The organism is uncultured Williamsia sp., from assembly GCF_947494875.1.
Classification (GTDB): domain Bacteria; phylum Actinomycetota; class Actinomycetes; order Mycobacteriales; family Mycobacteriaceae; genus Williamsia_A.
Window position 1 is genome coordinate 174,383 of the sequence record NZ_CANLWM010000004.1, and the last position, 12,556, is coordinate 186,938.

Consider the following 12,556-nt stretch of genomic DNA (forward strand, 5'->3'; position numbering starts at 1 on the left):
CGCCCCCGAGTCCACCGACCGACAGGAGTCACCATGCCCGAGTTGATCTTCCCGCTGGACTCGACGAAGTCCTTCACCGATCAGCAGAAGGTGGGGCACAACCGTTGGCACCCCGACATCCCCGCTGCGGTGACGGTCAAGCCCGGCGACGAGTTCCGGGTGCACTGCCGGGAGTGGTTCGACGGGGCGATCGTGAACGACGACTCGGCCGACGACATCCGCGACGCCCCGCTCGACGGCGTCCATGTGCTGTCGGGGCCGATCGCGGTCGAGGGCGCGAAGCCCGGTGACCTGCTGATCGTCGACATCCTGGACCTCGGGCCGATCCCTCAGGAGGACTCGGGACCGCTCGCCGGCCAGGGCTGGGGATACACCGGGATCTTCCCGACCCGCAACGGCGGTGGCTTCCTCACCGAGCAGTTCCCCGACGCCTACAAGGCGATCTGGGACTTCAGTGGTCAGCGATGCACCTCACGGCACGTCCCGCACGTCGAGTTCACCGGCATCGTCCACCCCGGACTGATGGGCACCGCGCCGTCGAAGGATCTGCTGTCGACGTGGAACACCCGGGAGGCGGCGCTCATCGCGACCGACCCGGATCGGGTGCCGCCGCTGGCGCTCCCGCCGCTGCCGAAGGACGCGATCCTGGGCACCCTGACCGGCGACGCGTTCGACGCTGCGGCTGCAGAGGCCGCACGGACGGCACCGCCTCGCGAGAACGGCGGCAACCAGGACATCAAGAACCTCACCAAGGGAAGCCGCATCTTCTACCCGGTGTTCGTCGACGGCGCGAACCTCTCGGTCGGCGACCTGCACTTCTCACAGGGCGACGGCGAGATCACCTTCTGCGGCGCCATCGAGATGGGCGGGTTCATCGATCTGCGCGTCGAGATCATCCCCGACGGGATGAGCACCTACGGCGTGAGCGAGAACGCGATCTTCATGCCGGGCACCACCGACCCGCAGTTCTCGGAGTGGCTGGCGTTCTCCGGAACGTCGGTGACCCTCGACGGTGAACAGCGCTACCTCGACTCACATCTCGCCTATCAGCGGGCATGTCTGCACGCCATCGACTACCTCACGAAGTTCGGCTACGCACCCGAGCAGGCGTACCTCCTGCTGGGTGCCGCGCCGATCGAGGGCCGGTTGTCGGGCGTCGTCGACATCCCCAACGCCTGTGCCACCGTGTACCTGCCGACGGCGATCTTCGACTTCCCCGTGACGCCCACCGCCGCAGGCCCCGTCACGATCGACCCGGGGATCGGGGCGCCGCACTCGAGCTTCTGATGCCGCGGGGCCTCTAGCGCGACGGCGCCAGGATGTAACTCATCCCCGGTGTGTTCGTCGTCCACCACCATCGGGTGCTGAACGGTCCGCCGGGGCCGTTCATGTCCCAGATGTGCACGGCCACACCGGTGCGCGTCGGGACCACGCGATCGACCCAGCCCACGTGGCCGTAGGGGCTGGCGCCCTGCACACCGGGTTGGAACACGACCATCGAGTTCGGTTGCGGCCGCAGCGATGTGGACCAGCCGGTCGCTCGGGCGTTGCGGTACCAGTCTTTCGCGTTGCCGGCGAGCGCGGCGTAGCGGCCGCTGAAGGCGCGGAACCTCTGCATCGCGCCCCACGTGCACTGGCCGGGCATTCCGGTGTTGTAGCCGATGGTCTGGCCCACGGCACGGGGTGCGGGTGCCGCCGCCGCGACCCCGGGAGCGATGGGGGCGACGGATGCGGGGACGACAGCACTCGCCCCGCCGATGAGCGCGGTCGCAGCAAGGGCGACCACTGCCGCGCGTCCTGACCTCAGGCCCGCGCGATGAAGGATCGGTAACACGCAGGACACGATCTCATCTCGGCGGGCCGGGCGCACCCTTTCCCGCATCACCGGGTCCGCCGTTCCCGTTTTTGCCGGGTTTGTCCTGCTTGTCCTGCTTCTTCTGCTGGCCGGGCGGGGTCGCCGGCGCCGCGGGAGCAGGTGCCTGCTGCGTCGCGGTGGTCGTCTGATCGGTGGTGGTGTCGTCGGTCGTCGTCGTGGTCGTCTCGTCGGGGGTGGTCGTGTCGACAGTGCTCGTCACCGTGGTCGTGCCGGCGGGGGTCGGGGTGTCGTCGCCGCGGCAGGACACCCCGATCGACAGGACGATCACGATCAATGCCAGCAACGCCGCGACGGCGACCAGGATCCGCGTCCGGCGACGCCTCTCGTCGTTGGGAGGCCCGGGTTCCGGCGGTCCGGGCTCGGGCGGTCCCGGATCCATGGGCGGAGGCATGCGCAGCGTCATCGACGTCAGGTTACGACGAGGGTCCGGCCCCGCTCGCCCGGCCGGCGTCGTCCAACCGACGGAGTGCGTCGTCCCAGTCGGGCCGGACGCCGGCCCGTTCCTCCCAGAACACGAAGGTGGCGTCTGAGGTACGACCGCGGAATGCGGCCATCACAGAGGCGTGCGGTTCGGATGTGACCATCTCGGTCACCGCACCGCGGTCACGCCAGGTGCTCAGCGTGAAGAAGGTCCGTCGGAGTGGCCGGGCGACCAGCGAGACCCCGATGGCACCGTCGGATTGACGCACCTGTTTGTGGATGCGGAGCGCGGCAAGAAAGAACGCGGGGACCGCGCGATACGACGACACCTCGAGCCGCGAGGCCATCACGACGACGTCTCCCTCGATGGAGGCTGCCTGTCGTGGTCCGGGCGTCCACGGAAGAGTCGGCGTGGTGCACCTCACTGGGTTTCGCGACGACGCTTCTGTAGTACGTCGTTCTATAGAACAGTGTTCTACAGATCCGGCGGCGTCGCAAGGTCTGTTTGGACCCGTAGAGCGCGCAGGCGTACGTCGTGGTCGTCGGGAACGGCTGCGGCGTTGACGAGACGAAGCGGGCCGGAGTAGTGCGGGGTGAACCAGTGCGGATACCGGGTCGGCATGAGTCGACGTCGTTGCACTAGGCAGCTGCGTGAGAGCAGGTGGACCGAGCCTCTCGGTTCCGTCAGGAAATCGAGCTGCGAATAGCGGTCCCAGAACAGGCAGCCGTGAAGCTCGACGATGCCCGGTCTGTGATCACCGCGGAGCATCGTCTGGAAACCGCCGTCGAACTCGGCGACCCACTCGGTGTGGTCGCCGTGTAGCCTCGGCTCCACACGGGCTGTGACCCGCGTGCAGATCTCCGTAGGGACCGGAGACTCGCAGACCTCGCTCGAGGCATCGAGCCAGAACGTGGTCGGCGAGAAGACGTCGCCGGCCACGGGTGGGTGCGGGAACGGCTCCAGATCCTCTAGCAACCAGAGTTCGGTCACGAATCCTCGTCGAGGACCAGGACGACGAACAGGCTGTCGCGGACGTCTTCCGCCGGCGTTCCCGCCGCAATCGGTGCAGGCATCATCAGACCGCAGTCGTCGATCATCCGGACGATCTGCGCCACGCTGACCTGAGTGGCGATCCCGGTGACGACGCCTCGGTCGACGACAGCTGCCCCACTGACCTCGACAGCGGGGTCGTCGAGGTTGATCGTGACACGCGCATGGCGAGCGGGGACCGTCGCTCCGAAACATCTCGCGGGGGCGGTGATGTGCAGCGTTCGACGCGACCGTTCCGCCTGTCGTCGAAACTCGAGGACCTCGTGGATGGTCGGCTCGAGAAGAACGAGATCGTCCAGAGTCACGTGGACACATCCCGGTTCGTACCTCAGCCCGTCTGAGTCGACGATCGGCGCCGGAAATCTCTCCACCGCATCCACCGTCCGTCGGAGTCGTGGCGAGCCATGTTCTGGCGGTCCGACGAAGTCCTGAACAAGAGCAGAGACGACTCCAGACGCTTGCACACCGGGTACGCCATCACGGTGCCACGAGATCCAGACGCTGACGTCTCGGAGAAAGTCGAACTCGTCGTCACATGCCCACAGTGCTGTCCCACCGTCGACGGCCACGAGATTGCGATCGGCATCCCATTCGACGGGTGCGACCGAGGCGACTTGGTCGGCAGGGTAGGCGAACAGGGCGCCGGACAGAACCTCACCTACGACCGGAGCGCTTCTGCAGCAGCCATATTCGAACGGAGCGATCTGAACGGTGAGGGAAGGGGAGCGAGACGTCACATGACCACCGGACAGTCGACGAACCGACGCGCGAAGGCCTCGGGTTCCGGTGCACCTATGGCAAAGATACGTCCGATTCGACTCAGGGGGAAGAGTGATTGTCTGGAGCTGCCCACTCGACCTCCCCAACCGCCCACTCGACGGGTTGGTGTGGAAGTGAATCGAGTTGTGTACAAACCACTTTCGTCGCCGGGAGTTGTCGGACCCCTCATGTACACATGTACCCATGACGAGGGCGGGCACCATCGACGCGCGGGACGCGCTGCGTGATGTGATGGCTGTGCTCGCCCACCTTCCCGCTGCCGGTGATGAAGCCGAGGCGGTTGATCGGATCTCCCTGATGGAGTCGATCAAATGGGCCTGTGCCGCGGGGCAGGCCGCCGACACTCTGCGGTTGCAGGAGTTGCGGTCCGCCGCCGAGGCCGAGCGTGGCGTGCCAGTCGAGAGACGGTGCCGCGGACTGTCAGCGGAGGTGGCGTTGGCGCGGCGAGTCTCCGGGAACGCCGGTGGCCGGCATCTCGGGTTCGCCCGCGCGATGGGCGAGATGCCCAACACCTTCGCTCGCCTGCGCGACGGCTCGTTGTCGGAGTGGCGGGCGACGATCCTGGTCCGCGAGACCGGCTACCTCCAGGTCGAGGATCGGCGCGTCATCGATCACGCACTGTGTTCCGACCCGGCCACGCTCGACGGGGTCGGTGACCGCGCTCTGGAGGCGTTGGCCAAGCAGATCGCCTACCAGCGTGACCCACACGCCGTCGTCGATCGCAACGCATCCGCGCCGAAGGACCGTCGCGTCACGATGCGGCCGAAACCCGATGCGATGGTGCAGCTCTCCGCGCTACTACCGATGAAGGCCGGGATCGCCGCCTACGCCGCGATCAAGCAACACGCGGACGGCCTCGTCGGCGACGGTGACCGCAGCCACGCCCAGATCATGGCCGACACCGTGATCGAACGCCTCACCGGCAAAGCCCGCGCCGAAGACGTGGCCATCTCCGTCGACGTCGTCCTCAGCGCCGAGGTGCTCACCGGTGGATCCGACGCCGCGGCGGAGGTCCCCGGCTATGGCGTCGTCCCGGCCGACACCGCCAGAGACCTGATCACCGATGCCCTCGACGCCGACGCCCTGGTCACGCTGCGGCGCTTGTTCGCTTCGCCGGCGAGCGGGGCGCTGGTTGCCATGGAGTCGAAGGCCCGGATCTTTCCGTCCGGTCTGCGCCGGTTCATCACCCGGCGGGATGTGTCGTGTCGGTTCCCGTACTGCGATGCCCCGATCGTCGAGATCGACCACGCCCACCCCCACCACGACGGCGGTGCGACGGACGCCCTGAACGGGCTGGGGGAGTGTCGGACGCACAACCGGCAGAAAGAGAGCCCCGGCTGGCAGGTCGCGACCGCGATCGACGACGACGGCACCCACGACGCGCTCATCCGAACACCGACCGGTCACGAACACCGATCCCGAGCACCGGCCGGGGCGGATCAGGCCGCCGCGTGAGGCGCGTGCGCGTGCGAGGTACGGACGACGTGCATGTCCTCCGCCTCGGCCCATGCCTGCGCGCGTGCAGGATCCACGTGAGCGAGTATCGCAGCGGCGTGGGCTGTTCCGGCGTCGCCCGCCACCACTGTGGCGACTGCGAGGTCGGTGTGCGGTCGCGGTTCGAACGGACCGCGGGGGAGGCCGGCGACGTCCGCGGCGGAGACAACCGCGCAGGCCGACCCGTCATGGATCTCCGTCGCCGACGGCGTCCCGGCGTCGAGAACCCACCCGCCGAGCGGCGGGTGGCCCGCCGTCGCGCTCACAGTGCCGACGGTGACCATCACGCCACACTGGAGACGGTCGGCGATGCGATGAGCGGCATGGTCGGCGAGAAAGGCGCGGCCCGTCGACATCAGCTCGAGACGCACGTCCACCGGGACCTCCAGTATCCCCCCGCCCAGGCGCGGTCGATGCCACACGGGGACCACCTGATCGGTGGTGACGACGATGGGTGCTGAGCCGTCCGCCCGGAACCGCATCCGCGTCAGGAACCGGTCGTCGGGAACCGCACTGCGACGGACCGATTCGGTGGCCCCGTCGGTGATGTCGGCGAAGTGCAGCGCGCGGGTCACGATCTGTTCCAGGATCGCGCTCACGAGGACAGGCGTGCCGGCCGCGACGTCGATCGCGTGGATCTCCGAACCGGGGTCGGTGCGGTCCACGGTCAACGCGACGTTGTGCGCGTGCCGCGCGAGCTCCCTCGCCGCGGAGTCGAGCGAGGCGGGCTCGGTGACCGACACCGCGATGTCGGTTCCGAGACCGGTGAGATGTGCGGTGGCGATCATGGCGGGCTCCTGGGGGTTGCGGTTCGTGTGACGACCACGGTGATCCGCGAACCTGGACGCCGACTGTGAGCCGACCGAGAAGCGCATGTGACCCCGATCAGAGGGTGCGGTAGCCGTACCCGTGGTGCCGCACGAAGCCGAGGCGGCGGTACAACCGGATCGCGGCGGTGTTGTCCTGCTCCACCTGGAGGTAGACGCGATCGCACCCGCCGTCCCTGGCGGCCTGCATGAGGGCAACTATCACCGCGGCACCGACCCCCCGGCCCCGGTGGTCGGGATGCGTCCAGAGGCAGGACAACCCGAGCCATGTCGGGGCGGCGTCCGCGGACCGGGTGATCGCGCCTCGTCCCGTCGCGACGAGCGTCCCGTCGACCACCACCGACGCGAACAGGAGCGTTCCGTCGACGACCGCGCGCAGGACCTCGGCGGCGACCGCGGGATCGACGACCTCGTCGCGGTGCCCGATCACCGTGGCGAGCCACTGATCTGACGGCGTGGCCGAGACCTCGACCGCGACAGCCGGATCGCGACGACCGAGCCGGATGTCCCGCGTCATCACCGCCACGCGCACGCCGGCGGAACCCTCGGGCACGGCGCCCACGGGGAGGACACGGTCGACGGCCGCGATGGTGGTGGGCAGTCCCTGGTCGTCGTACCACCGCCGGATCACCGACAGCGTCGCGACGTCAGCGGTCACCCCGAAGGCCAGGGGCACGGCCGAATTCGCACGACGCGACCATCCCCCGCCCGCGCGCAGCAGCCATCCGTCGACGGTGGCCCGATCCGTCCCCGGCCATCCGTGGGCGGCCGCGGTCTCCAACTCGCGGATCTCGCTGGTGCGCACCGCCCGATCGGGCAGGACGCGCACAGCGACGACGAGGTCGCGCGGGATGACGATCCGATCGCCGTCGCGCTCGACCACGACGGCGTCGGCGCCGGCGGACACCAGGGTCCCCGTCACGTCGGAGCGCGTCGCGGAGGGATCGCGGCGCCAGTCACCCGGCGCGCCGTCGCCTTTCGCGAACCGGACGACCACCCGGTCGCCGGGCGCGCCGTCGACGGGCGAGGTCACTCGTCGGTGTCGTCGGGGTCATCGTGACCGAACGGGTCGGGATCCTCACCCGGCGTCCATGTCAGACCCGGTGTGCCCCAGCCGTTGCGCTTGATGGCCTTCTTCGCCGCCCGCGCGTTGCGACCGACGAGCACGTCGACGTACAGCTTCCCGTCGAGGTGGCCGGTCTCGTGCTGGAGCATCCGTGCGAAGAAGCCCGTGCCCTCGACGACGATCTCGGCGCCGGTCCGGTCGACACCGGTGACGCGGGCCCAGTCGGCGCGACCGGTCGGGAACTGCTCGCCGGGCACCGACAGGCAACCCTCGTCGTCGTCCTCGGGGTCCGGCATGGTCTCGGGGATCTCGGACGTCTCGAGGACCGGGTTGATCACCTCGCCGCGGCGACGTGTCGAGGCACGCGTCTCGCCGGAGGGGCAGTCGTAGACGAAGAATCGCCGCCCGACACCGACCTGGTTGGCCGCGAGGCCGACGCCGTGCGCGGCGTCCATCGTCTCGTACATGTCGTCGATCAGGGCGACCACGTCGGCGGGCGGACGGCCGTCGGCGTCGAGTTCCACCGGTGCGGTGGGCTCGTGCAGCACCGGCTCGCCGACGATGCAGATCGGGAGAATCGCCATGCGGGGGAGATTACTCGGCACATCCGGTGCGTTCGTCCGGCACGGCGCACCCGCGAATCGGCGCGCGACCGTGCTTAGATGACTCACGAAACACATCGGTGTAACTCGGTCGGGACAGACGTGTCGCGCACCCGGTGTGTCCGCAGTGTGTACCTCGAGGGAGCGAGATGGACGGCGCAACCGCGCGTAGCCAGAAGGGGTCGGCAGGCGAGCCCTCCCCCGCCGACACGACCACACCCCAGAGTCCCGGCGGTCAGCCGGTCGGAACGAACGCAGACGGTCATCAGGTCGACGCCAACGTCGTCGGTCCGGACGGACTGACCCGCCGCGAACACGACATCCTCGCCTTCGAGCGCCAATGGTGGAAGTACGCCGGCGCGAAGGAAGAGGCCATCAAGGAACTCTTCGGCCTGTCGGCGACGCGGTACTACCAGGTGCTCAACGCCCTCGTCGACCGTCCGGAGGCGCTCGCCGTCGACCCGATGCTCGTGAAGCGACTGCGACGTCTGCGGGCGAGCCGCCAGAAGGCGCGGGCCGCGCGCCGTCTCGGCTTCGAGATCACCTGACTCTCTTTGTAGAGTGGCGCCCGTGACGACCCCGGACCGCGACTCCAACCGCCTGCCGCTACGGGCCGGCGCGATGCTGTTGCTGGCGGTGGCCATCGTGTTCGTCGGTCTGGGCTGGCACTCCGCCGCGAGGTCCGACAGCAGCCCGGAAGCCCAGCTGCAGGCGGCCGCGGCGTCCGAGTCGGCGTCGCCCAGCACCACTGCGGCGCCGTCCTCCTCGTCGACGAGCCCGTCCACGTCCGGTACCGCCGGCGCGGCAGGGGAGAGCGGTGCGTCCGCGTCGAGCCCGCTGGTGTGCGTCTACAACGCGGGGACCATCACCGGCCTCGCCGTCGAGGTGACCGACGCACTCAAGGCCAAGGGCTACCGCACCAGCGCCCCGGGCAACCTGTCGACGTCGAGCATCACCGAGAACACCGTGTTCTACACGGCGTCTCAGCGCGCACAGGCCCAGCAGATCGCCGACGATCTCGACGGCGGCGCCAGCATCGACGCCCGTCCCTCGGCGTTCACGCAGTGCCGCGGCGGGATCGCGGTCGTCGTCCTCACGCGCTAGGTCGGTGACCGGTCGCCCTCATCCCGACCGATATGATCGCCGGGACACAACCGGCCAGGCCCGGCGCCTGCACGCGAGGGAGAAACACCAGCGATGACGTTCCAGCCGACCCACCGCCGCACCGCTCGTCGCGTCACCGCGGCCCTGGCCTCGGCCGCAGCCGTGGGCGCCGTCCTCGCCGCCTGCAGCCCGGGGGAGGAGCCCACGTCGACGCCGGGCACCACCCCCGCGGTCATCACCGGTGACCAGGCCCCCGGCGGCCTGGGTGAGGGCGAGTCGGGCAACGGTGCCGGCGGTTCGACGTCGGCGCAGTCCGGGTCGGGTTCGGAGCTCACCGCCTCGCTCATCTCGCCGTCGGGCACCCCGGTCGGCACCGCGACGTTCACCAGCTCCGGGTCGAACGCCGTCCGCGTCGACGTCACCGTCACCAGCGGCGTCACCCCGGGATTCCACGGCATGCACATCCACGCCGTCGGCAAGTGCGAGAACAACAGCACCGCCCCGACCGGCGGCGCCCCCGGCGCGTTCCTCTCCGCGGGCGGTCACCTGCAGGTCGACGGCCGCACCGGACACCCCGCCAGCGGCGACCTCGTCTCCATCCAGGTCGACCAGAACGGCCGCGGTGAGACGGTGACGACCACCGACGCCGTGACGCTGAGCGACATCACCGGCAAGGCGATCATCATCCATTCCGGTCCCGACAACTTCGCGAACATCCCGAGCCGCTACGCGCCGGCCCCCGACAGCGAGACCCTCGCCACGGGTGACGCCGGGTCGCGGGTGGCCTGCGGGGTCATCGAGCAGGGGTGACCGTCTCACCCGCCCAGGACGGCCATCCGGTGGTGCGGGAACCCATCGACTTCAGCGGGTCACCGACCCCGACGATCGGGGTGGAGTGGGAGTTCGCCCTCGTCGACAAGGTGACGGGTGAGCTGTCCAACTCGGCGGCCGCGCTGTTCGAGAAGGTCGTCGCCCACGACGATCCCGCCCTGCAGCAGCGGGTGCACCGAGAACTGCTGCGCAACACCGTCGAACTGGTGACCGGGGTGTGCACCACCACCGGCCAGGCCGTCGACGACCTGCGGGGGACCCTGCGCGTCGTCTCGGGGATGGCCGAGGAGATCGGAGTCGACCTGTTCGGCGCCGGGACGCACCCGTACGGCGAGTGGTCGACGCAGCAACTCACCGAGTCGCCGCGATACGCCGAACTGATCGAGCGCACGCAGTGGTGGGGCCGGCAGATGCTCATCTGGGGCGTGCACGTGCACGTCGGCATCGACCGCCGCGAGAAGGTGCTGCCGATCGTCAACGCGCTGTTGGCGTTCTACCCGCACCTGCTGGCGCTGTCGGCGTCGTCGCCGATGTGGTCGGGGACAGACACGGGGTACGCGAGCAACCGCGCGATGATGTTCCAACAGTTGCCCACCGCGGGGCTGCCGTTCCAGTTCGCCACATGGGAGCAGTTCGAAGCGTTCGTGGCCGACCAGAAGACCACCGGCATCATCGACGACATCAACGAGGTCCGCTGGGACATCCGGCCGTCGCCACGCCTGGGGACGGTGGAGGTCCGGGTCTGCGACGGCGTCTCCTCGCTGGCCGAGCTCGGCGCGATCGTCGCGCTGATCCATTGCCTCGTCGTCGATCTCGACGAGCAGTTCACGGCCGGCACACTGCCGCGCGAGATGGCGCCGTGGCTCGTGCAGGAGAACAAATGGCGTGCAGCGCGATACGGACTCGACGCGGTCATCATCACCGACGCCGACTGCTCCGAGCGTCTCGTCACCGACGACCTCGCCGACATCCTCACCCGTCTCGCCCCGACGGCCGCCCGGCTCGGGTGCTCCGACGAGTTGGCCTCGGTGTGGTCGATCGTGACGGGCAAGGCGTCGTACCAACGTCAGCGCGCGGTGCTCGAACGCACCGGCAGCATGTTCGACGTGGTCGCCGCGGTCGTCGCCGAACTCGACCGCGACTGACGCGTCGGTCGCTCAGGACGGGCGCAGCGCCTGCTGTTCGAGGTCGAGGGCGAGCAGCGCGATGTGTGCGCGCGAGATGCCCTCGGGCAGAGCGAGATCGATACCCGTCGTCTGTGTGATCCGGCGGAGCCGGTAGTCGACGGTGTTCGGGTGGATGTGCATCCGCCGACCCGTGCCCTTGCGGTTGAGCCCCGTCTCGAGGTGCACGCGCAGCGTCTCGAGCAGCTCCGGGTGGTTCTCCAGCGGCGCGAGGGTGGCGGCGAGGTGGTCGCGCGCCGGGCCGGGGCGCGTGATCTGGTACTCGATGAGCAGATCCTGCATCTGGTACAGACCCGGCGGACGGCGGATGGCCCGCACCAGGTCCATCAGCTCGTGCGTCTCCTCGCTGAGCGTCGGGATGGTGTCGGTGGGGCCCATCGCCTGGGTGGCGATGATGGGCGCCTCCGCCGTCGCACTGATCTCTTCGAGCAGGGCGGGCGTCAGCCGCGGCATGTCGGCGTCGGCCGGGATCAGGACGGTTCCACCCCGGTTCGACAGCAGCGTCAGCGCGCGGCCGTTGAAGATCGACCCGATGGTCGACTGCACGCGGCGGAGCTTGCGACGGGCAGCGATCTTGGTGTTCACCCGCGGGTCGAGCTCGTCGGGGTGCGGCGCGATCGCCATCGACACGACCTGGTAGTTCTGCGCCACCGGCAGGCCGGTCTGCCGCGCGACCGCGGACGCGGTGTGACCGGCGAGCAGCGCCGACATCAGCGTCTGCGTGGCGGAGTGGTGCTGCCCGGCGACGAGGTGGTGCTCCTCGACGTACGCCGTCGAGACTGCCACGGTGAAGCTGTCCAGCAGACCCATGACCAGTCGGAACGCCGGGATCAGCTCGGAGAAGTCGTCCTGGGAGGCCTGTGCGGCGATGAGGTCGAAGCCGACCTTGATGCCCTCGTGGTAGGTGTGGATGATCGTGTCGAGCGGGACGCCCTCGCGGGCCCACTGCGCCGCCGACTCCCGCAGATAGGCGAGCTGTGCCTCGTCGGGCAGTGTCCCCTGGTCGAGCACCTCGACGGCCATGCGCAGGCAGGTCTGCGTGACCGCGGTGACGTCGCCGTGCAACTGCTCGCCCGGCAGTGTGTGGCAGGGCGCGACGTTGTCGGCGAAGTGCCCGACCATCTGCGCTGCGAGCTTGTTGATGTCCGCGAGGGATCGGGATGCGGGTCGGCCCGCGACCGTGATGGTCAGACCCGTGTTGCGCGAATCCTCGGCGCCGCTGTTCGACGTCATGTGATGACCCTCCCCGGTCGTTCGCCGTCGCTCATCCCCCACAGCGTGTTGCGACGGTGCTGTGACGTGAACCATATCCGATGCGAAC

At 69.3% G+C, this 12,556-nt stretch carries 15 protein-coding genes; 6 read left to right on the forward strand and 9 right to left on the reverse strand.

What is annotated here, in order from left to right; all coding sequences use genetic code 11:
• Positions 1–33 precede the first annotated feature (33 nt).
• Complete coding sequence (gene fmdA / locus Q1A98_RS11155) at positions 34–1,287, forward strand: formamidase (RefSeq protein WP_299573255.1); 1,254 nt, start codon at positions 34–36, stop codon at positions 1,285–1,287.
• Positions 1,288–1,300: 13 nt separating this feature from the next.
• On the opposite strand, the gene Q1A98_RS11160 is transcribed toward fmdA, so the two are convergent.
• From Q1A98_RS11160 to Q1A98_RS11180, 5 genes are all read right to left on the reverse strand, one after another.
• Positions 1,301–1,786 carry a CHAP domain-containing protein gene (locus tag Q1A98_RS11160; protein ID WP_299573258.1) on the reverse strand — a complete coding sequence of 162 codons (486 nt, stop codon included), beginning with the start codon at positions 1,784–1,786 and terminating at the stop codon, positions 1,301–1,303.
• Between the two features lie 61 nt (positions 1,787–1,847).
• Complete coding sequence (locus Q1A98_RS11165; RefSeq protein WP_299573260.1) at positions 1,848–2,279, reverse strand: hypothetical protein; 432 nt, start codon at positions 2,277–2,279, stop codon at positions 1,848–1,850.
• Positions 2,280–2,289: 10 nt separating this feature from the next.
• Positions 2,290–2,643 (reverse strand): DUF3291 domain-containing protein, encoded by a 354-nt coding sequence (locus Q1A98_RS11170; protein ID WP_299573262.1) that lies wholly within the window; start codon positions 2,641–2,643, stop codon positions 2,290–2,292.
• Between the two features lie 128 nt (positions 2,644–2,771).
• A complete protein-coding gene (locus Q1A98_RS11175; RefSeq protein ID WP_299573264.1) occupies positions 2,772–3,287 on the reverse strand; it encodes a hypothetical protein in 516 nt (171 codons plus the stop codon).
• Positions 3,284–3,652 (reverse strand): hypothetical protein, encoded by a 369-nt coding sequence (locus tag Q1A98_RS11180; protein ID WP_299573266.1) that lies wholly within the window; start codon positions 3,650–3,652, stop codon positions 3,284–3,286. Before Q1A98_RS11180 ends, Q1A98_RS11175 begins: the two co-directional genes overlap by 4 nt.
• A gap of 658 nt (positions 3,653–4,310) precedes the next feature.
• On the opposite strand from Q1A98_RS11180, the gene Q1A98_RS11185 reads away from it, so the two are divergent.
• A complete protein-coding gene (locus Q1A98_RS11185; RefSeq protein ID WP_299573267.1) occupies positions 4,311–5,582 on the forward strand; it encodes an HNH endonuclease signature motif containing protein in 1,272 nt (423 codons plus the stop codon).
• Here Q1A98_RS11185 and Q1A98_RS11190 read toward each other — a convergent pair.
• The 3 genes from Q1A98_RS11190 to Q1A98_RS11200 all read right to left on the reverse strand — a co-directional run bounded on the left by Q1A98_RS11190 (position 5,567) and on the right by Q1A98_RS11200 (position 8,098).
• A complete protein-coding gene (locus Q1A98_RS11190; RefSeq protein ID WP_299573268.1) occupies positions 5,567–6,409 on the reverse strand; it encodes an FAD:protein FMN transferase in 843 nt (280 codons plus the stop codon). The genes Q1A98_RS11185 and Q1A98_RS11190 overlap by 16 nt on opposite strands.
• 97 nt (positions 6,410–6,506) lie before the next feature.
• On the reverse strand, positions 6,507–7,481 hold the full coding sequence (locus Q1A98_RS11195; RefSeq protein ID WP_299573269.1) for an N-acetyltransferase: 975 nt from the start codon (positions 7,479–7,481) through the stop codon (positions 6,507–6,509).
• Positions 7,478–8,098: a peptide deformylase gene (locus Q1A98_RS11200; RefSeq protein WP_299573272.1), complete on the reverse strand. Its 621-nt coding sequence runs from the start codon at positions 8,096–8,098 to the stop codon at positions 7,478–7,480. The genes Q1A98_RS11195 and Q1A98_RS11200 overlap by 4 nt, the downstream gene beginning before the upstream one ends.
• Positions 8,099–8,265: 167 nt before the next feature.
• Between Q1A98_RS11200 and Q1A98_RS11205 the strand changes: the two genes are divergently transcribed.
• The 4 genes from Q1A98_RS11205 (at position 8,266) to Q1A98_RS11220 (ending at position 11,196) form a co-directional block, all read left to right on the forward strand.
• Positions 8,266–8,664 carry a DUF3263 domain-containing protein gene (locus tag Q1A98_RS11205; protein WP_299573273.1) on the forward strand — a complete coding sequence of 133 codons (399 nt, stop codon included), beginning with the start codon at positions 8,266–8,268 and terminating at the stop codon, positions 8,662–8,664.
• 22 nt (positions 8,665–8,686) lie between these two features.
• The gene (locus tag Q1A98_RS11210) at positions 8,687–9,220 is read left to right on the forward strand and encodes a LytR C-terminal domain-containing protein (protein WP_366943429.1); all 534 of its coding nucleotides are present in this window, start codon (positions 8,687–8,689) and stop codon (positions 9,218–9,220) included.
• A 93-nt stretch (positions 9,221–9,313) separates the two neighbouring features.
• Positions 9,314–10,030, forward strand: coding sequence for a superoxide dismutase family protein (locus Q1A98_RS11215; RefSeq protein ID WP_299573276.1), 717 nt, complete (start codon positions 9,314–9,316; stop codon positions 10,028–10,030).
• A complete protein-coding gene (locus tag Q1A98_RS11220) occupies positions 10,027–11,196 on the forward strand; it encodes a glutamate--cysteine ligase (protein ID WP_299573278.1) in 1,170 nt (389 codons plus the stop codon). Before Q1A98_RS11215 ends, Q1A98_RS11220 begins: the two co-directional genes overlap by 4 nt.
• Before the next feature lie 12 nt (positions 11,197–11,208).
• Here Q1A98_RS11220 and Q1A98_RS11225 read toward each other — a convergent pair whose 3' ends face one another.
• Positions 11,209–12,468: a CdaR family transcriptional regulator gene (locus Q1A98_RS11225; protein WP_299573281.1), complete on the reverse strand. Its 1,260-nt coding sequence runs from the start codon at positions 12,466–12,468 to the stop codon at positions 11,209–11,211.
• Positions 12,469–12,556: the final 88 nt, after the last annotated feature.